Genomic DNA, 18,350 nt, shown 5'->3' with positions numbered 1-18,350 from the left:
GTCGTGGACGTTCTTCAAGTCATTCTGCAGATCCTGCTGGGAATCACCAGTCTTCTGCTGACGCTGCTCATTCTCCTGCACAAGGGACGTGGCGGCGGTTTGTCCGACATGTTCGGTGGCGGAATGAGCTCCGGATTGAGTTCGTCCGGTGTAGCCGAGCGCAACCTGAACCGCTTCACCATCATTCTCGGTATCACATGGGGAGCTGTCATCATCGGCCTTGGCCTGATCATGCGCTTCACCTCAGGTGGCGACTCCTAGTCCCCACCTCAACGGATCTATCACAAGAGGAGTGGTTCCTTCCCAGGGACCACTCCTCTTTTTGTTGGTTACCCATCCCCAGTGCCGTCGTCGAGCACTTCGCACTAGAATGTCCGTGTTGGCCGAAAGGCCCACGGGCCGTGACGGCCGACCACCGAGTCGCTAGGGGTTCGAAAATGGTTCATGGCACGCCAGGATATCGGGGCACCCGCGTAGGTGTGGCCCAAGGTTCTACTCCGAGAAACCAAAGCGACCATGGCGGGGGAGTCCAGCTGCCGCGGATTCGGGTTCCCTATTGGTGCGCCAAAGGACACGAAACCCGGCTTGTTTTTCTTAAACTGCCGGACGAGCAAATTCCCAGGACCTGGGACTGCCCTAAGTGCGGCCTTCCGGCCTCCCGTGATCCCGGCCATCCGGCCTCGGCCCGGCCAGAGGACGAGCTCTTCAAATCGCACCTCGATTACGTTAAAGAGAGACGCTCCAGCCAAGACGCAGAAATTGTCCTGACTGGAGCGTTGGAGCGGCTACGCGCCCGCGGGGTCCTTCCGGACCAGCTGCTGGGGGACGCGTGAGGCTGCGTTCTCGTCGATAAGCCACAGGGTCCGCGCACGGCCAACGGGACCGGAGGCGGGCACCTGGACCGGGTTGGCGCCAGCCAAGGCCAGGCCAACAGCTCCTGCCTTATCCTCGCCGGCAACAACCATCCAGATCTCCTGGGCGGTGTTGATGGCGGGCAGCGTCAAGGAGATACGCGACGACGGCGGCTTGGGCGAGTTCTCGACACCCACCACCGTGCGTTTCTTCTCACGGACGCCGGCCTGCTCGGGAAAGAGCGACGCCACGTGGGCGTCCGGGCCCACGCCAAGAAGCAGGACATCAAAGCGCGGCAGGAGGCCAGGCTCGTCGGAGCGGCTATCAGACATGTCAGCTGCATGCTCGGCTTCGGCTGCTGCCTTGAGTTCCTCGGCATAGGCAAAGGCGGCTTCGTCAGCTGTGGCAAAGTCGTCCGCCGAGCCGGGCTCGTGGATCCTGGCAGGATCTACAGCCAGGTGGGCCAGCAGGGCCTGGTGCGCTTGACGGGTATTCCTGTCCTCGCTGTCAGCAGCAACGAAGCGTTCATCACCCCACCAGAAGTTAACTTTTGACCAGTCGACGGCCGGTGCTGCAGCTGAATCGGCCACAGCCTTCAGCGTTCCGATTCCGACGGTGCCGCCGGTCAGGACCACCGTGGCCTCGCCGTGCTTGTCCTGGACATCCACAAGCTTGGTAATGAGGCGTGCCGCGATGGCGGCCATCAACACCTTGGAGTCGGGGTGGATGCTAACTCTTGGCTCAGCGTGCACTTGTCTGGACTCTCCTCTGGCTGGTAAGTGGCAGTCCCATCGTAATCACTTCTCCGAAGACTTCGTCGGGGTCGAGCCGTCGGAGTTCTTCGGCGAGGCAATCTTTAAGGCTGCGCCGGGGGAGGGTGATACGCTGTGCCGGCTGTCCAGGTTGGGTCAGTTCCGCCACGGACAGTCCGGGACGGAAAAGCTGGACATCGCCGCTTGCACGGGTCAGCCGGACCCGCCGAATGCCGGTACCTGCAGGGTCCGCCACAATCGTGACGGGCGCCTCCAGCGCCAGGCTCAGCCAGGCAGCCAGCAGCAGGGTGCTGGGAGAGTCCGATGCGCCTTCCACAGCCACGGCTGAGACGGGGTCGCTGTCGACTTGGTCGAAGACAGCTGCGAGTTGCATGCGCCAGTTGGTCAGGCGGGTCCAGGCAAGGTCGGTGTCGCCGGCTTTGTACGTTGCCCGGATGTTCTCCAGTGCCCGGCGGGGGTCAGGTTCGTTGGCGGAGTCGGTGATGCGGCGGTGCGCGATGCGGCCGATGGAGGTTTCGCAGGCGCTTTCCGGGGCTCCGTGCGGCCACCAGGCAACGATCGGGGCATCCGGCAACAGCAGGGCGGCCACCAGGGATTCGCTCTCGTGGGCCATGTGCCCATGCCCGCGCAGGACGATGACCTCGGATGCGCCGGCGTCGCCGCCGACACGGATTTGAGCATCAAGACGGTCAGGACCCTCAACGCCGGCATCGGCCAGGACAATGATCCGGCAGGGGTGTTCCCGGCTGGCTTCATTGGCGGCCTCGATGGCTTCTTCTTCCTGCCCGGACTTGGTCACCACCACCAGGGTCAGGACACGGCCCAAGGCGATGACGCCGCCCTGTTCACGCAGCGACATGATCTTCTTGGAGATCTTGGAGGTGGTGGTATCGGGAAGATCTACAATCATGGCCTTCTCCAGGTTCGTCCGTCACGGGCGAGCAGGTCATCGGCCGAGGCCGGTCCCCAACTGCCGGGTGCGTAGGGTTGCGGTTGTTCGTCCAGGCCGGCCCAGTATTCCTCGAACGGGTCCAGGATCTTCCAGGACAATTCCACTTCCTGGTGGCGCGGGAAGAGCGGCGGTTCGCCCAGGAGTACGTCCAGAATGAGTCGCTCGTAGGCTTCGGGGCTGGACTCCGTGAAGGAGTGGCCGTAGCCAAAGTCCATGGTGACGTCGCGGACTTCCATTTGGGTGCCCGGGACCTTGGAACCGAAACGGATGGTGGCGCCTTCGTCGGGCTGGACGCGGATCACCACGGCGTTCTGGCCGAAGTCGTCCTCACCATGGTCGCGGAACAACAGGTTCGGTGCGCGCTTGAACACCACGGCGATTTCGGTGACACGACGGCCCAAACGCTTACCGGCGCGCAGGTAGAACGGCACACCGTTCCAGCGGCGGGTGTTGATGTCCACCCGGATCGCAGCATACGTCTCGGTCTTGGAATCGGCAGGGATGCCGTCCTCATCCAGGTAACCGAGTACTTCTTCGCCGCCCTGCCATCCACCGGTGAACTGACCACGTGCAGAGTGGGTGGAGAGGTCATCGGGCAGCTTGACCGCCGCGAGGACTTTTTCCTTCTCCGCCCTCAAATCATCGGCATTAAAGGAAATCGGCTCCTCCATCGCCGTCAACGCCAGCAACTGGAGCAGGTGGTTCTGGATGACATCGCGGGCAGCACCCACGCCGTCGTAATACCCTGCACGCCCGCCGGTGCCGATGTCCTCGGCCATGGTGATCTGGACGTGGTCCACGTAGTTGGCGTTCCAGAGCGGCTCAAACAACTGGTTCGCGAAGCGCAAAGCCAGGATGTTTTGCACCGTCTCTTTGCCCAGGTAGTGGTCAATCCTGAACACGGCATCGGCCGGGAACACGGATTCGACGATGTCGTTCAGCTGGCGTGCGGACTCGAGATCATGCCCAAACGGCTTCTCGATCACCACACGGCGCCATTGGCCAGGCTTGGCCTGGGCAAGGCCATGCTTGGACAGCTGGCGGCAGACCTGCTCAAAAGCCTTGGGTGGGATCGACAAGTAGAAGCCGTGGTTCCCGCGGGTCCCGCGGGTCTCATCCAGCTCATCAAGGACATCACCGAGGCGCTCAAAAGCGTCGTCGTCGTCGAACTCACCCTGGACAAAGCGAATACCCGAGGCCAATTGCTCCCATACCGCTTCATCGAACTTGGTCCGGGCGTGGGCTTTGACGTTTTCCTTGACCTCGGCCGCGAAGTCAGCGCTGTCCCAGTCACGGCGGCCGAAACCAACCAGCGCGAAGCTGGGAGGCAACAGACCACGGTTGGCGAGGTCATAGACCGCCGGCATGAGTTTCTTACGGGCGAGGTCGCCGGTGACTCCGAAGAACACCAACGACGACGGCCCGGCGATGCGGTTCAGGCGCCGGTCCCGCGGATCCCGCAGAGGATTCCGCAGACCGGCGTTTTTCCTGCCGTTTTCAGTTTCTGGCATGTTTGGTTCTGTGCCTTAGCTTTCGAGTGCGCTGGCTTGGTCGGCCAACGCAGCGACGACTTCCTGGAGTTGGGCCACGCCGGCAGCACGTTCGGTGAGGTGCAGGCGCAAAACAGGACGGCCATGGCCTTCCAAGACCTGGGCGTCGCCCGAGGCCTGGGCGGCAATGAGCTGGCCGAAAGTGAAGGGCCGCTCCGGGATGTCCAGATCAGTGGAGGATGCTGCAGTGACCTGCAGGAATACTCCGATGGCCGGTCCGCCCTTGTGGAACTGGCCCGTGGAGTGAAGGAACCGCGGACCCCAACCGAATGTCACAGGACGCCCGCTGACGGCCGCGAGTTCATCCCGGATACCTTCAAGCGGCGCGTGGGAAATACGGTCGAGGTATGCCTGCACGCTCAAGTAGCCATCCGTGCCGAGCTGGCTGAGCAGTGCCTGCACAGCCTCGCTTACCGTTGAGGCGTTACCGAGCCATCCACCTCCGCGTACTTCCACAGCACCGTCGGTGAAGGCCGCGGGGGTGGGTTCGGGACGGGCGTCCAGCAAGCCGCGGGCTGCCACCTTGGCGGCCTCGACGTCGGGCTGGTCAAACGGGTTGATGCCCAGGAGCCGGCCCGCCACGGCGGTTGCGAATTCCCAGACAAACATCTGCGAGGCCAGCCCACCGGCGATGGCTACCTCGTTCCCACGAAGCTCGACGTCGGCATCCGCGCTGACCAGCCGCACCACCAGGACGTCGTCGGCACCGTTCAGGGCCTCAGGAGAGTCCGGGCCGGCAACGACAGGCAGGACGCCCGTACCCAGTTTGCCGGTGGATTCCGCAATGAGCTGTTCGGCCCAATCAGCGAAACCGACAATACCTGAGCCGTCTTCGGCGATGACCACCTTGTTTCGCAGCGGGCTGGTACCACCCAAAGCTATGCCCAGTGCCAGGCCGATGTTGTCGGCGGAGTCCTCGTTGAGGATCTCCGCAGCTTCCTCCGCCTCATCCAGGAAGGCCTGGATGTCCACACCGGCAAGCCCACAAGGGACCAGGCCGAACGCAGTCAGTGCTGAGAAACGGCCTCCCACGTTGGGGTCGGCGTTGAATACCGCGCGGTAGCCTGCCTCGCGCGACGCCTTATCCAGGGGCGACCCCGGATCAGTAACGATGATGATGCGGCTCCCAGCGTCGATGCCGGCGTCGTTGAACGCCTTCTCGAATACACGGCGCTGGGAGTCGGTCTCAACGGTGGAGCCGGACTTGGAGGAAACGACGATCGCCGTTTCCTCCAACCGATCCGCCAGGGCAGCACTGACCTGTTCAGGATCAGTGCTGTCCAGCACAGTCAGCTCGACGCCGGCAGTACCGGCAATGACCTCGGGAGCCAGCGAAGACCCACCCATGCCACACAGGACAATGCGGGTAACTCCTTCGGCACGAAGGGCGTCACGAAGTTCCAGAATGTCACCGACCAAGGCCTGGGACACTGTGGCGGCCTCTACCCAGCCGAGACGGATCGCAGACTCGGACTCTGCCTCAGGACCCCACAGAGTGTGGTCCTTGGCGAAAATCCGCGTGGCGATCCTGTCCTCAACCAGGCTGTCAATGTGCTGGGCGATGGCCTGTTGCGCGGCACCGCTGGCGTCGTAGCTGATTGTGCTCATGGTGGGTTAGGAAGCCTTCCGTGCGGTGGCGAGGGCGCCTTCGACGTCGGCGAGGAGTTCCTTCCAGGAGCCTACGAACTTCTCAAGGCCTTCGGTCTCAAGCAACGTCACGACGTCGTTGTAGGAAACGCCGAGGGCTTCGAGGGCGTTGAGGGTCTCGTTTGCCTCGTCGTAAGTGCCGGTGATGGTGTCACCAGTGACGACGCCGTGGTCGAACGTGGCATCCAGCGTTTTCTCCGGCATGGTGTTGACCACGCCGGCTGCCACGAGTTCGGTCACGTAGAGGGTATCCGGGTAGGCAGGGTCCTTGACGCCGGTGGAGGCCCACAGCGGACGCTGCGGGAGGGCGCCGGCCTCTGCCAGCACTGCCCAGCGCTCGGTGGAGAAGAGCTCCTCGTAGACCTGGTAAGCCAGGCGTGCGTTGGCGACACCGGCCTTGCCCTTGAGTGCCTTGGCTTCATCGGTGCCGATGGCGTCGAGGCGCTTGTCGATCTCGGAGTCAACGCGGGACACGAAGAACGAAGCAACGGAGTGGATCCTGGAGAGGTCGTGGCCGTTCTCCTTGGCCTGCTCAAGGCCGGACTGGAAGGCGTTGATGACCGCGCGGTAGCGCTCCAGGGAGAAGATCAGGGTCACGTTGACGCTGATGCCCTCGGCCAGGGTAGCCGTGATGGCTTCGAGGCCTTCCAGGGTTGCTGGGATCTTGATGTGGACGTTGTCCTTGTTGACCTTGGCGTAGAGGTGCTTGGCCTCGGCGATGGTGCCGGCGGTGTCCCAGGCAAGGCGGGGATCCACCTCGATGGAAACGCGGCCGTCCACACCATTGGTGGCGGCGGCTACCGGTGCAAAGAGATCGCAGGCGTCTGCGACATCAGTGGTGGTGATTTCAAAAATGGTCTCTTCGACGCTGGCGCCGGCCGCGGCCTGCGCTGCGATGGTGGCGTCGTAGTCCGTGCCGGCGGTGATCGCGGCGTGGAAGATGGACGGGTTGGTGGTCACGCCAACCACGTTCTTTTCGTCGATGAGCTTCTGCAGGGTGCCTGTGTCCAGGCGGGTGCGGGAGAGGTCATCGAGCCAGATGGAAACGCCGGCGTCGGAGAGCTGCTGCGTGGGAGTGCTAGACATGTGTTTTTCTCCTGTGAGAGGGGAGCAGACTGTTATGCGTTGACGTCTGCGAGGGAGTCTTTGGCTGCGGCTGCGACGGCTTCGGCGGTGATGCCGAATTCGTTGAAGAGCCGCTTGTAGTCGGCCGAGGCACCGAAGTGCTCAAGGGAGATGGAGCGGCCGGCGTCGCCGACGAATTCGCGCCAGCCGAGTGCAAGGCCGGCTTCAACAGAAACGCGGGCTTTCACGGAAGCGGGGAGCACGGATTCGCGGTAGGCCTCGTCCTGCTTGTTGAACCACTCAACGCAGGGCATGGAGACAACGCGGGCTGCAATGCCTTCGGCCTGGAGGGCTTCGCGGGCCTGGACTGCCAGCTGGACTTCGGAGCCGGTGCCGATCAGGATGACCTGGGCGTCAACGGTTTCGCCGTCCTTGGAAGCTTCGGCCAGCACGTAGCCGCCCTTGGCAACGCCTGCGGTGGAACCGAACGTGTCACCGGTTGCTTCACCTTCGCCGCGGGCGTAGGTGGGGATGTTCTGACGGGTCAGGACGATACCTGCCGGGTTCTCGTGGTTCTCCAGCATGGCCTTCCATGCCGCGGAAACCTCGTTCGCATCACCGGGACGGACAACGTCCAGGCCCGGGATGGCGCGCAGCGAAGCGAGCTGCTCAACCGGCTGGTGGGTGGGGCCGTCTTCGCCCAGGCCGATGGAGTCGTGTGTCCATACGTACAGGGACGGAACACCCATCAGCGCGCCAAGGCGGATGGCCGGGCGCTGGTAGTCGCTGAAGATGAGGAACGTACCGGAGAAAGCGCGGGTGCGGCCATGCAGGGAAATGCCGTTCACAATCGACGCAGCAGCGTGCTCACGGATACCGAAGTGCAGCACCCGTCCGTACGGGTTGCCCTTCCAGGCGTCCGTGGAGCGCGAGGTCGGGATGAACGACGGCGAGCCTTCGATCGTGGTGTTGTTGGACTCGGCGAGGTCGGCCGAACCGCCCCACAGCTCCGGCAGGACCGGGCCGATGGCGTTCAGGACCTTGCCCGAAGCCGCGCGGGTGGAAACGTCCTTGCCTGCTTCGAACACGGGAAGCGCAGCATCGATGCCCACGGGGAGCTTCTTCGCTTCAACGCGTTCCAGCAGGGCAGCGGCGTCCGGGTTGGCGGACTGCCATGCCTCGAACGAGCTCTGCCAGGCAGCGCGTGACTCGGCGCCACGGTCCAGGACCTTACGGGCGTGTGCCAGGACTTCTTCGTCAACATCGAAGGACTTGGCAGGATCGAAGCCGAGCACGGTCTTCAGGGCCGCGACTTCCTCGGCACCCAGGGCGGAACCGTGGATCTTGCCGGTGTTCTGCTTCTTCGGCGCCGGGTACCCAATGATGGTGCGCAGCGAAATGATGGACGGCTTGTTCGTCTCAGCCTTCGCCGCGAGCAGTGCTGAGTAGAGTTCCTGGACGTCTTCGACGTAGTCGCCGGTCTTGGTCCAGTCAACGCGCTGGGTGTGCCAGCCGTAGGCCTCGTAGCGCTTGAGGACGTCCTCGGTGAAGGCGATGTCGGTGTCGTCTTCGATGGAGATGTGGTTCTCGTCGTAGATCACTACGAGGTTGCCAAGTTCCTGGTGCCCGGCCAGCGAGGACGCCTCGGAGGTCACGCCTTCCTGGAGATCGCCATCGGAGGCGATGACCCAGATGGTGTGGTCGAACGGCGATTCGCCGGCGGGAGCATCGGCGTCGAACAGGCCGCGCTGGCGACGCTGGGAGTACGCAAAACCAACAGCCGAGGCCAAGCCCTGGCCCAGCGGGCCGGTGGTGATTTCCACGCCGGCGGTGTGCTTGTACTCGGGGTGGCCAGGGGTCAGTGAACCCCAGGTGCGGAGCGCCTCAAGGTCCTTCAATTCCAGGCCGTAACCGGACAGGAACAACTGGATGTAAAGGGTCAACGACGTGTGGCCGGGGGACAGGACGAACCGGTCGCGGCCAAGCCAGTCCGGGTTCTTCGGGTCATGGCGCATCAGCTTCTGGAACAGCAAGTATGCTGCCGGAGCCAAGCTCATCGCCGTACCGGGGTGGCCGTTGCCGACCTTCTCCACGGCGTCTGCGGCCAACACACGAACGGTGTCAACTGCCTTCTTGTCCAGATCGGTCCATGACAGTTCTTGCTCTTCCAAATGTGGCACGAAAACCGAGCCCCTCTCTGTGCTGACGGCAGGCGTATGGACACGGCACGCAGGAAGCACAGGATGGCGCCCGCTGCAATGTGTCTACCAGCCGTTCACCATTGAAACGTTGATCTCTCATCCAGACGCACGGATTCCCGAGAATACGGTTTCCCGGATCGTCAACGTGTGCTGATCTGCTCAACAGCTTAGCCCTAAACGTGTCACGGAACTCAGGGAATCCCACTAACTGGACAGAAATTCCCTTATATGAATCACGATGGCCCGGAAGCGGAGTGAAGATTCGGAAACATTGACGGATTTTGCGGACATTGGTCCACTTCCGGCCACGGTATGATATTTGGAGGCCACCAGCGGTTCATGCGCCCGTGTCAGCTTTCGAAGACCGGGACGGCAGCCGTTGCGAGAACCCCAGAGCATAGAACAGAGTGACTGCCGCCGTGAGCACAACTGATACGCCCCTCAACGCGTCCCCGGCCCGGGGAAGCATCGGAATTTCCCGTAAGTTCAAGGCGTATCTGGCACTCACCAAACCCCGGGTCATCGAACTCCTCCTGGTCAGCACCCTGCCCACCATGATCTTCGCCCAGCGCGGCTTCCCCTCCATCGGCCTGATCCTGGCCACCCTCGTCGGCGGAGCGTTTGCAGCCGGCAGCGCCGGAGTCTTCAACTGCTACATCGACCGCGACATCGACAAACTGATGCACCGCACCGAGAAGCGCCCCTTGGTCACGGGTGAGGTGACGCCGCGCGAGGCCCTGGTCTTCGCCTGGATCCTGGGTGCAGCGTCAATCGCCATCCTGTGGTTCGGCGCCAATCCTCTGTCCGCCTGGCTCGGGCTCGGTGCCATCGTCTTTTATGTGGTTATTTACACCATGATCCTGAAGCGCCGCACGGCCCAGAATATTGTGTGGGGCGGAGCGGCCGGATGCTTCCCCGTGCTGATCGCCTGGGCCGCTGTCACCAATACGGTGGAGTGGCCGGCAATCGTGCTCTTCATGGTGATCTTCCTGTGGACGCCCCCGCACTACTGGCCCCTGTCCATGCGCTACGGCGAGGATTACCGCAACGCCAAGGTGCCCATGCTCGGTGCCATCGCCGGCGCCAAGGTGGTATCGGTACAGGTTGTCCTCTACGCCTGGGCCATGGTTGCCTGTTCACTCTTGATGGTTCCCGTTGGAGGTGCCGGCTGGGTTTACACGATCGTCGCCGTTGCCGCCGGCGCCTGGTTCCTCTACGAGAGCCACGCTCTGTACAAGCGCGCACAGGGTGGCGACGTCTCCAACAAGGGCGCCATGAAGGTCTTCCACGGATCCATCAGCTACCTGACGCTGCTCTTCATCGCACTGGCCGTTGACCCGTTCATTGGCTCAGCGATCGTCGGCGGCTAAGTTCCGCGCTTCGTCAGGAAATAACGTTCGACGCCGGTGCCCGCCAGAGTGCCGGCGTCGCGCTTTTCCCTCACGCCACCTGACGCTCGCCCACATCCCAAGCCCTTGATCCCAACGCCCGCTCACATCCCAAAAGACGCAACCAAGTGAGCCAACGGGGGAGGCGCCTTGCCGGCGGGCAGCGCAGAGACCAGCAGGGGAGCGTAGCGAATCTTGTTGCCACTCCGGCCCCCGAAGAACCGTCGTAATTGGACTTCCACGGACCGGTCCCGCAGTGAGGGCTGGCGTTGGAGGAGCCTGAACGAGGCCAGCTCGCCTTCAGCCCCGATGACGTCGAGCACGGCGTCGATTCCCAGGCATCGGATAAGTTCATCCTCCAGATCGGTGTCACAAACCTGGAACCCGCGCTCTTCCAACGGCCCGGATCCCACACCGGCATGCAGGAGTGCCCTGGCAATGACTTTGGACTCGCCTGCATCAGGGCTTCTACAGCCAACCTGTCGCTTTCACCCTCGACCAGCACAGTTGTCGCCTGCATAAGACAAGTATGTCGGACGCGGCAACGGAGGGCTTTGACGCGCTTCTATACCTAGAGTTCTCGTGGCAGCACCTAGTTTCGCCCTTCCGGGCACCTATTTCTTGCCCAAATGCCACCTAGTTTGCGGAAAAGTCGTCTAGGTGGTGCCGTGCGCACCCTAATGTTCGAAATGGAACAGAGCCGTTCCACACCGCACGAGCATTGGGGAAAACAATGAAAGCGCTCCTCCGTACTGCAGGAATCGTGACCATCGCGTCGGCTTCAGTTTTGACCGGAGTGACAGCCGCGCAAGCAGCGCCGGCCTGCTCCACGGCACGTGTATGTCTCTACGACAACTACTGGTTCACCGGAACGCAGCGGACCTACAACTGGGTAGCTTCGTATGTGGGCGACGCGGCGAACGATAAAGCCAGTTCCGTCGTCATAGGCCCGGCCGCGAACGTTCAATCGCCCTACGTGTATCTGTACCGGGACCTCAATTACTCCGGGCATGCAGTGATCTTCCGTGGTGGGAACGCAGTGAACGATCTCCGGGGTGTGTCAATGTATGCCGGTGTGAACTGGGACGACGAGATCTCAAGCATTTGGGGTTAGCCTTGCAATCGCCCGCTCTTCGGTCCACCGTGAAGGTCGCCTCGTTGCTGGCAGGGATCGTGATGGCCTGCGCTGCCTGTTCCGGCCCGCCGGCATCGTCGCCCAGCGAATCCATGGCCACCAGTTTGCCCGCCATCGATCGCTCTGCCGGCGCCGGGGCCAAAGCGTCCCTCAACGAAGTGAGCGGTGAGGTGCTCCTTCCCATGAGTGCCTACTGGTACTCGGACCGTGAGAACGTGATCGTAAATTCGGCGGTCGCTTTCCTCATCTACGACTGCGTGGAAGAAGCCGGGTTTACGGTGGCGCCGTGGGGCGGCGGAGGCAAGGCCCTGCAGGACTACAGGTTTGGTCAATGGTCCCGTCCATTGGCAGCCAGGAACGGCGCCATGCCGGAGATACGCGAAGTACCAGGGGTGCTGGACGAGCAACCGGAGCGCCCGCCCCTGAGCGCCAGGCAGCAGGAGGAAGAAGTGAAGTGCACCAACTCCGTGGGGCGGGCAGGCTTGCCCGAACTCCTGGAGGGGCTGGCCGGAGACACATCCCTCCAACACCGGATCACCGGTAACGCCGTGGCGCTGACGGAGCGCGATTCCGACTACCTTGCCTACCGGAAGAGCTGGGAGGACTGTGTGGCCGGCAAGGGCCTGAAGGTCGCGGAGGCGGGTTCCTGGAATCTGTCATCGAGCGGCTCCAAGGAAGACGAGATTCGAGTCGCCTTGCTGGACCTTGAATGTAAGGAGGCCAGCGGCGGGGCCAGGAAACCCTATGACATTCTCGCGGAATACCAGGCAGCACAGATGAAGGACCATCAGGCCGAGCTCAACGCCCTGGCAGAAGAGAAGACGGCCGCCGTGGAGCGGGCCAAACAAATACTGCGGGACCATGGCGTGGCTGATGCAAGACTCTGAGTCAATCCTGATTCGCCGCGGCATGCGGCGTGTTCCGCGCTGGTGGCTGATGCCTGTCGCCGCGTCCATTGTCATTGCAGGTTTGGGCGTCACCTATTGGGCGGGGGCTGCCAGCACGGCCGGGATGGAGCCAGGGCCACCCGTGCCCGAGGTGGTTCCTGTTTCGGCCACGGTGGAGCGCCGTGCGGTGGCCAAACAGGTGGTTCTTTCGGGAAAAGTCATAGCAGGAGCCCAGTCCGCACTGCAGGCAAGCCCGGCCGAAGGTGTTGACAGGCTGGTGGTGACGGCGGTGGCCAAAGAAGCTGGGAGCGTAGTCGTGCCCGGTGAACTGCTGGCGGTCGTTTCCGGCAGGCCCCTGCTGATACTGCCCAGCAGTGTGCCGTTGTACCGTGACATTATCCATGGGGAGTCGGGACCTGACGTCATCGCCCTCCAGGCGGCACTGGCGATGTTTGGGTATGCATGCACCACAACAGGAACCTTTGACCTGGATACCCAGCAGGCATTGGGATCCTGGTACGAGTCCGCAGGGTTCAAGGCGCCCACAGCGCCCGCTCAACTCCCCCAGGGGGACGCCGACAAGGCGGCACGAAAGCCTGCCGGGTCCGACATCATGTTCCGTTGGCGGGAATTCGTGCAGGTCCCCGGCGACTCCGGGACAATTGCATCCGTAGCTGGCCCGGGGGCCCTGCTGGCTGAGGATGGAATCGTAGCCCGCATAAGAGTTGCCGACGATTCGATTGTTGCGCGGGCCGACGTTGTCCAGTCCGAGAGTTTTGCGGTGGGTGCGCCCGTCACGGTCAGGGTCGGCTCAACGGTTCTGGACACCACTGTGGCGAAGATCAGCGGCTTCCTGGAGGGGGACCCAAGCAAGAATGAAATCCCTGGAAGAGACATCACGGTGGCAATTCCCCCAGGGTCACCGGGATTCGCGGCGGACCAATCAGTCACCGTAACTGCAGGCAGCGAAACTGCAGAGTCCCTCGCCGTTCCCCTGATAGCGATTCGCCAAGATCGTGGGACACCGTACGTCTTGATTGAAGGGAGCCACGAGCCCCGCCGCCTTGAAGTGAAGGTCACCGCACAGGCGGATGGTTGGGCGGCGATCGCTGACGTGGATGGTCTGGTTGTTGGGGAACGGGTGAAACTCCAATGAGCGCACCGGCTTCCACGCACGAATCTGCAGGGCCTGGTCACCCCCTGCCTGTCCTTAGCCTGCGGGGCGTAAACCGGGGGTTTCCCGGAACAAGGGCTCTGGTGGACGTGGATCTCGACATTCATGAGGGGGAGTTTGTCGCCATAGTCGGTCCCTCCGGTTCGGGAAAGTCCACGCTCCTCAATCTCCTGGGCCTTCTGGACAGACCCACGTCAGGTACATATCGCATCAGAGGTACGGACGTCGCCGAGTTCAACGAGAGGCAGCGGGAAGATCGGCGGGCCGAAGTTTTTGGCTTCGTCTTCCAGGAATCACATATGGTGGGCCGGGACGCCGCGGCCCGCAATGCTGTGTTGGGGCTACGTGCACGGGGCATCGGGTTTGTGGTTCAGAAAAAACTGGTCATGCCGGTTCTTGACAAGTTTGGGCTTGGGCACAGGGCAGCAACCCCGGCGTCACTCTTGTCCGGGGGAGAGCGACAACGCCTTGCCATCGCCAGGGCAGTGATCGGAGCACCCAAGGTAGTCCTCGCGGACGAGCCCACAGGCAGCTTGGACACAGAGAATGGCAACATCGTCATCCGCCATCTGCGGGGGCTCAGTGATGCCGGCACCACGGTGGCCATGGTGACCCACGATCCGGACATTGCGGCAGCCGCAGACCGGATCATCACGATGCGCGACGGAGCGATCGTCTCGGACACAGGCCACAGCAGGGGAGCCGATCCCGTTCCAGCAACATCAGCTGCAGGTCCGGAAAGCACGCAACGCGCCTTCGTTCGGCGCCGGCGCCACGAGGCCATTGATGTTGCTGCCGACGCGCTGTCTGCGCTGACGGTTCGTCCCGCCAAGGCCCTTTTGCTGATCATGGCATTCCTCCTTGGCAGTGGAGGATTGGTTGCGGCCATCGGACTCAGCCAGAGCGCCTCTGTCAAGGTATCTGCCCGGATTGACGCAGCCTCGAGCGACGAAGTCAGGGTGACCCGAGCGGCTGGTTATGCATCATGGGAAGCCGTCAAAAGCGATCTCAAGGCATCCGAGGGACTGAACGGCGTGCACGATGCCGGAGTCATCGCCGAACTCTCATCCTCCGTGGTGCAGCCATCAACATTCCGGCCTGCGTCCTTTCCCGAACAACCCGCTTTCAACGGAGCCGTCCGGATTATCGACTCAGCTTACCTGCGGGTCCAAGGGGCTACCGTCTCCTATGGTGACGCCGCCTTGCTGGACCACTCATTCGGAGGGCCCGTCGCCGTTCTGGGTCAGGATGCCGCCCTACAGCTGGGAATCGCAAGGCCCGGTCCCGGCGTCGTGGTGTGGTTGTATGGCCAGGCGGTCCCGGTGGTGGGAATCGTTGAAGACCCGGGACGTGACCCGGTACTGCCGTCAGCGGTGATGGTGGGTGCGGGGTCTTACACTTTGACCAGCAACGTGGCAGCCAGCCTGGTCCTTCGGACGAGTCCAGGGATGCCGGCAGCTATTGCAGAGGCACTGCCAAAAGCACTTAATCCTGCTGAACCCGGGATCGTGGAAGTACAAACGGTGGCCGACCTCCGGGAACTCAAACAAGGGATTGATACGGACCTCGGCCGGCTGGTGGCCATTGTCTCCGTCATCCTGCTCGCCATGGCCGTCCTCAGCGCCGGAACCACCATGTACCTGGGCGTGCTGGCGCGATCAAGCGAGATTGCACTGCGACTGGCCTTGGGCATGCGACGAGGAATGCTGGCGTCGATGTTCCTCACCGAGGGCGCCGCAGTGGGAGCCTTGGGCGGGGCAGCAGGCGCAGCAGCCGGAATGGGCGCAGTCCTGGCCTACGCGGCCAGTGAAGGCTGGGTGGCAGTAATTCCTTGGTACGCGTCCATGTGGGGCCTGGGGGCAGGACTCGTCAGCGGCACCCTGTCTGCCGTATACCCGGCGATTCTGGCCATGCGGTCAAACCCCGCGCACCTGATCCGGGCGTAGGAGCGGCGGAGGAAATCTGCTAGCCGACCGGGCTGTGCTTCGCAAGGTCGGCCGCATTGGTAGCGGCACTCATGAGGACGGCTGCCCCGAACATGTGCGCACCGACCAGGAGAGCCGGAATTCCGTTGTAGTACTGGGTGAAGCCGATGACAGCCTGCAGCAGTGTCACGCCGAGCAGCAGGTATGCCGCCGTCCGGAACGGACCGTTGATCTTGTGGCGGACCACCAAGTACACCGCGAACAGCGTTCCGGCCGTGATCAGGTAAGCGGGGACGGCGTGGATGTGGGAGAAGAGGTCCCAGTCGAGGTCGTTCCGGGGTGCGTCAGCGTCTCCAGCATGAGGCCCGGCACCAGTAACCACGACACCCAGCATCACCGACACTGCTGAGAAAACAGCAACGGCCAGCATCACAGGGCGAGCCAAGGCCGGCAGCGCGGGCAGGATCCGGTTCATATGGCCACCGGTACGACCATAGGCCCGGTTGACAAGCAGCGTGGCGAAGACCACCAAAGCCATGGAGACCAGGAAGTGCAGGCCCACCACCCATGGGTTGAGGCCGGACAAAACAGTGATGCCGCCGATAATTGCCTGGGCCGGGATGCTTGCCAGCAGGCCCAGGGCAAGGATGAACAGGTCGCGGCGTTCTTTGCGGAGGTTCCACAAGTACACCAGCATGAGCGCGGCAACGGCTGCGAGGGCGAAGGTCAGCAGGCGGTTCCCGAATTCGATGAACCCGTGGATGCCCATTTCCGGTGTATTGACCAGCGAGTCATTGGTGCATCGCGGCCACGTGGGGCAGCCCAGCCCGGAAGCGGTAAGGCGGACGGCACCTCCGGTCACCACGAGGACCGTCTGCCCAATGAGTGACAACAAAGCCAGTCGGCGGACGGCCTTATTTACCTCGGTAGGCAGCTTGGACGTGAACCGCTGAACGGTTTTGGGGAGGCGCGATGCCGTGCTCACAGTTTTCTCACTTCTCAGTTCTGCATTGTTGTTGGTGCCCGTTGGATTAGTTCCACTTGAACCAGCGTATGGCCGCGGCGCCGGCAAGTACCGTCCACAGCAAAAGGACAAGGACCGCCGGGAATGGAACGGCGCCCATCAGGAAAGCGTCGCGGAGCGCCTGGCCAAGGGCGCCCGACGGAAGGAAGTGGACGATGCCCTGGAGCAGGCCGGGAAGTCGTTCGGACGGGACCACGATGCCGCCCAACGCACCCAACAGGATCCACAGCAGATTGGTGATGGCCAGCGTTGCTTCCGGGCGGACCGTGCCCGCTACCAGCAGTCCCAGGGCGGTGAAGGCGGCGGCACCGAGAACCAGCAGTCCGAGCCCGGGGAGCCAAGCCTCGGGCCGGGGCTGCCACCCCAGCAAGGCGGCAATGGCGCCCACCACCACTACCTGCAGGAATAGAACCACCAGCACGGCAAGGATCTTGCCGGCAATGAGTCCACCCCTGCCCAAGGGTGTGGTGGACAGGAACCGGAGGACTCCATAGCGACGGTCGAAGCCGGTGGCAATACCTTGCCCGGTGAAGGCCGTCGACATCGCGCACAGAGCGAGGATGCCCGGCGTGGCTACGTCCACACGTGATCCCCCCAGGCCATCCAGGAGGGGCGTCACTACCAGTCCCACCAAAGCCATCAAGGGCAGGACGATGGCAAGGATCAGCTGTTCGCCGTTCCGCAGCATGGTGATGGTCTCATAGCGTCCCTGCAGCATGATGCGGCGCGGCAGGGATGCGGGTCCCGTGTTGGGGGAGAGGAGCTTGCTCATCGGAGGTCCCTTCCTGAAATGTCCAGGAACACGTCTTCAAGGCTGCGGGCTTCCAGCCGAAGTGAGGCGGGCATGATGTTCCGTTCCGCCCACCAGGCAGTCAGCGCTGCAAGGTCTTTTGGTGTGATCGCACCCGTGATGGAGTAGCTTCCCGAGCGTGTCTCGGTCAGTTGAAGTCCCGGGCCCAGTGCGCCGGCAAAGTCGAGTCCGCCCGGAGCATCGAAGTAGAGCGTCCGGTCCGTGATGGCAGAATCCGTGGCAGGGTCATGTCGAAGGAGTTCCGCAACCGTTCCCTCCACCACATTGTGGCCGCCGTCGATGATGTAGACGTAGTCGGCCAGGCGCTCGGCGTCGTCCATCAGGTGCGTGGTCAGGACAATCCCCATGCCGGCGTCCCGAAGTTCGGCGATCAGGTCGAAAACCATCTGGCGCGATTGCGGATCCAGCCCCGCACTGGGCTCATCGAGGAACAGGATCTCCGGGTTTCCCACCAGGGCTGCCGCCAGGGCGAGGCGTTGCTTTTGGCCGCCGGAAAGCCGACGGACGCTGGTCCTGCTGAACTGGCCGATTCCCAACCGTTCCACCAGCGCGTCAACATCCATGGGGTTTTGGTACATACCGGCCACGTGCCGCAACAGCGGGATGGGACGGGCCGACGGCGGCAGCCCGCCGTCCTGGAGCATGACGCCCACGCGGGACCTCAAGTCGGCGCCGGCCGCATCGGGGTCTGCGCCGAGGAGCGAGATACTCCCGCCGGTCCGCTTTTGCAGTCCTTGCGAACATTCAAGGGTGGTGGTCTTGCCGGCTCCATTGGCGCCGAGGAGGGCGGTCACCTGGCCGCGCTCCGCAACCAGGGACAGTCCGCTGACCACCCGGAGCATTTTGCCGTCAAGGGAGGCCAGGGGGCCTACATCCTTAATGAGTCCGTCTATGGTGAGGACAGGGGATTCGGGTGAGCGCACCAGAGTATTCTACGTGAAGTAGTACGGTCACACTTGGCGGGCG

At 63.0% G+C, this 18,350-nt stretch carries 17 protein-coding genes; 7 read left to right on the top strand and 10 right to left on the bottom strand.

The genetic code is table 11. The features are described 5' to 3' along the window. Nucleotides 1-3: 3 nt before the first annotated feature. Together secG and WBN73_RS11890 are read left to right on the top strand one after the other, a co-directional pair. The gene (gene secG / locus WBN73_RS11895; protein ID WP_024821019.1) at nucleotides 4-261 is read left to right on the top strand and encodes a preprotein translocase subunit SecG; all 258 of its coding nucleotides are present in this window, start codon (nucleotides 4-6) and stop codon (nucleotides 259-261) included. Further along, a complete protein-coding gene (locus tag WBN73_RS11890) occupies nucleotides 198-833 on the top strand; it encodes an RNA polymerase-binding protein RbpA (protein ID WP_337340342.1) in 636 nt (211 codons plus the stop codon). The genes secG and WBN73_RS11890 overlap by 64 nt, the downstream gene beginning before the upstream one ends. On the opposite strand, the gene pgl is transcribed toward WBN73_RS11890, so the two are convergent. The 6 genes from pgl to tkt are packed head-to-tail and all read right to left on the bottom strand — an operon-like array spanning nucleotide 786 to nucleotide 9,019. After that, nucleotides 786-1,604, bottom strand: coding sequence for a 6-phosphogluconolactonase (gene pgl, locus WBN73_RS11885; RefSeq protein ID WP_337340341.1), 819 nt, complete (start codon nucleotides 1,602-1,604; stop codon nucleotides 786-788). The genes WBN73_RS11890 and pgl overlap by 48 nt on opposite strands. Beyond that, entirely contained in the window at nucleotides 1,594-2,535 is a 942-nt protein-coding gene (locus WBN73_RS11880) for a glucose-6-phosphate dehydrogenase assembly protein OpcA (RefSeq protein ID WP_024821021.1), read from the bottom strand. Before WBN73_RS11880 ends, pgl begins: the two co-directional genes overlap by 11 nt. Further along, nucleotides 2,532-4,088, bottom strand: coding sequence for a glucose-6-phosphate dehydrogenase (zwf, locus tag WBN73_RS11875; RefSeq protein ID WP_337340340.1), 1,557 nt, complete (start codon nucleotides 4,086-4,088; stop codon nucleotides 2,532-2,534). Before zwf ends, WBN73_RS11880 begins: the two co-directional genes overlap by 4 nt. 15 nt (nucleotides 4,089-4,103) lie before the next feature. Beyond that, entirely contained in the window at nucleotides 4,104-5,735 is a 1,632-nt protein-coding gene (locus WBN73_RS11870) for a glucose-6-phosphate isomerase (protein WP_337340339.1), read from the bottom strand. A gap of 6 nt (nucleotides 5,736-5,741) precedes the next feature. After that, nucleotides 5,742-6,860, bottom strand: a complete 1,119-nt coding sequence (tal, locus tag WBN73_RS11865; RefSeq protein WP_337340338.1) for a transaldolase — start codon at nucleotides 6,858-6,860, stop codon at nucleotides 5,742-5,744. Nucleotides 6,861-6,892: 32 nt separating this feature from the next. Next, nucleotides 6,893-9,019 carry a transketolase gene (gene tkt, locus WBN73_RS11860; protein ID WP_242703303.1) on the bottom strand — a complete coding sequence of 709 codons (2,127 nt, stop codon included), beginning with the start codon at nucleotides 9,017-9,019 and terminating at the stop codon, nucleotides 6,893-6,895. A gap of 428 nt (nucleotides 9,020-9,447) precedes the next feature. Between tkt and WBN73_RS11855 the strand changes: the two genes are divergently transcribed. Beyond that, the gene (locus WBN73_RS11855) at nucleotides 9,448-10,410 is read left to right on the top strand and encodes a heme o synthase (RefSeq protein WP_089595064.1); all 963 of its coding nucleotides are present in this window, start codon (nucleotides 9,448-9,450) and stop codon (nucleotides 10,408-10,410) included. A gap of 122 nt (nucleotides 10,411-10,532) precedes the next feature. On the opposite strand, the gene WBN73_RS11850 is transcribed toward WBN73_RS11855, so the two are convergent. Then, nucleotides 10,533-10,841 (bottom strand): hypothetical protein, encoded by a 309-nt coding sequence (locus tag WBN73_RS11850; protein WP_337340337.1) that lies wholly within the window; start codon nucleotides 10,839-10,841, stop codon nucleotides 10,533-10,535. Nucleotides 10,842-11,161: 320 nt separating this feature from the next. Between WBN73_RS11850 and WBN73_RS11845 the strand changes: the two genes are divergently transcribed. The 4 genes from WBN73_RS11845 to WBN73_RS11830 all read left to right on the top strand — a co-directional run bounded on the left by WBN73_RS11845 (nucleotide 11,162) and on the right by WBN73_RS11830 (nucleotide 15,570). Continuing rightward, nucleotides 11,162-11,542 carry a peptidase inhibitor family I36 protein gene (locus WBN73_RS11845; protein WP_207593519.1) on the top strand — a complete coding sequence of 127 codons (381 nt, stop codon included), beginning with the start codon at nucleotides 11,162-11,164 and terminating at the stop codon, nucleotides 11,540-11,542. 2 nt (nucleotides 11,543-11,544) lie between these two features. Next, nucleotides 11,545-12,450, top strand: coding sequence for a hypothetical protein (locus WBN73_RS11840; protein WP_280627934.1), 906 nt, complete (start codon nucleotides 11,545-11,547; stop codon nucleotides 12,448-12,450). After that, a complete protein-coding gene (locus WBN73_RS11835; protein WP_337340336.1) occupies nucleotides 12,437-13,606 on the top strand; it encodes a hypothetical protein in 1,170 nt (389 codons plus the stop codon). The genes WBN73_RS11840 and WBN73_RS11835 overlap by 14 nt, the downstream gene beginning before the upstream one ends. Before the next feature lie 107 nt (nucleotides 13,607-13,713). Next, nucleotides 13,714-15,570, top strand: a complete 1,857-nt coding sequence (locus tag WBN73_RS11830) for an ABC transporter ATP-binding protein/permease (RefSeq protein WP_337340335.1) — start codon at nucleotides 13,714-13,716, stop codon at nucleotides 15,568-15,570. Nucleotides 15,571-15,589: 19 nt separating this feature from the next. Here WBN73_RS11830 and WBN73_RS11825 read toward each other — a convergent pair whose 3' ends face one another. From WBN73_RS11825 to WBN73_RS11815, 3 genes are read right to left on the bottom strand one after another with little or no spacing between them, the layout of a single operon-like run. After that, on the bottom strand, nucleotides 15,590-16,534 hold the full coding sequence (locus WBN73_RS11825; protein ID WP_207593523.1) for a COX15/CtaA family protein: 945 nt from the start codon (nucleotides 16,532-16,534) through the stop codon (nucleotides 15,590-15,592). 46 nt (nucleotides 16,535-16,580) lie between these two features. Further along, nucleotides 16,581-17,345 (bottom strand): ABC transporter permease, encoded by a 765-nt coding sequence (locus WBN73_RS11820; protein ID WP_337340334.1) that lies wholly within the window; start codon nucleotides 17,343-17,345, stop codon nucleotides 16,581-16,583. After that, a complete protein-coding gene (locus WBN73_RS11815) occupies nucleotides 17,342-18,307 on the bottom strand; it encodes an ABC transporter ATP-binding protein (RefSeq protein ID WP_337340333.1) in 966 nt (321 codons plus the stop codon). The genes WBN73_RS11820 and WBN73_RS11815 overlap by 4 nt, the downstream gene beginning before the upstream one ends. Nucleotides 18,308-18,350 lie beyond the last annotated feature (43 nt).

This window comes from Paenarthrobacter sp. CCNWLY172, from assembly GCF_037402035.1.
GTDB lineage: Bacteria > Actinomycetota > Actinomycetes > Actinomycetales > Micrococcaceae > Arthrobacter.
This window is presented reverse-complemented; position numbering and strand designations above follow the sequence as displayed.

What these genes read in the sequence shown, in the direction of transcription:
- WBN73_RS11890 (WP_337340342.1), top strand. Translation starts at nt 198, where the DNA reads ATGGGGAGCTGTCATCATCGGCCTTGGCCTGATCATGCGCTTCACCTC.
- WBN73_RS11880 (WP_024821021.1), bottom strand. Translation starts at nt 2,535, where the DNA reads ATGATTGTAGATCTTCCCGATACCACCACCTCCAAGATCTCCAAGAAG.
- zwf (WP_337340340.1), bottom strand. Translation starts at nt 4,088, where the DNA reads ATGCCAGAAACTGAAAACGGCAGGAAAAACGCCGGTCTGCGGAATCCT.
- WBN73_RS11870 (WP_337340339.1), bottom strand. Translation starts at nt 5,735, where the DNA reads ATGAGCACAATCAGCTACGACGCCAGCGGTGCCGCGCAACAGGCCATC.
- tal (WP_337340338.1), bottom strand. Translation starts at nt 6,860, where the DNA reads ATGTCTAGCACTCCCACGCAGCAGCTCTCCGACGCCGGCGTTTCCATC.
- WBN73_RS11845 (WP_207593519.1), top strand. Translation starts at nt 11,162, where the DNA reads ATGAAAGCGCTCCTCCGTACTGCAGGAATCGTGACCATCGCGTCGGCT.
- WBN73_RS11835 (WP_337340336.1), top strand. Translation starts at nt 12,437, where the DNA reads ATGCAAGACTCTGAGTCAATCCTGATTCGCCGCGGCATGCGGCGTGTT.
- WBN73_RS11820 (WP_337340334.1), bottom strand. Translation starts at nt 17,345, where the DNA reads ATGAGCAAGCTCCTCTCCCCCAACACGGGACCCGCATCCCTGCCGCGC.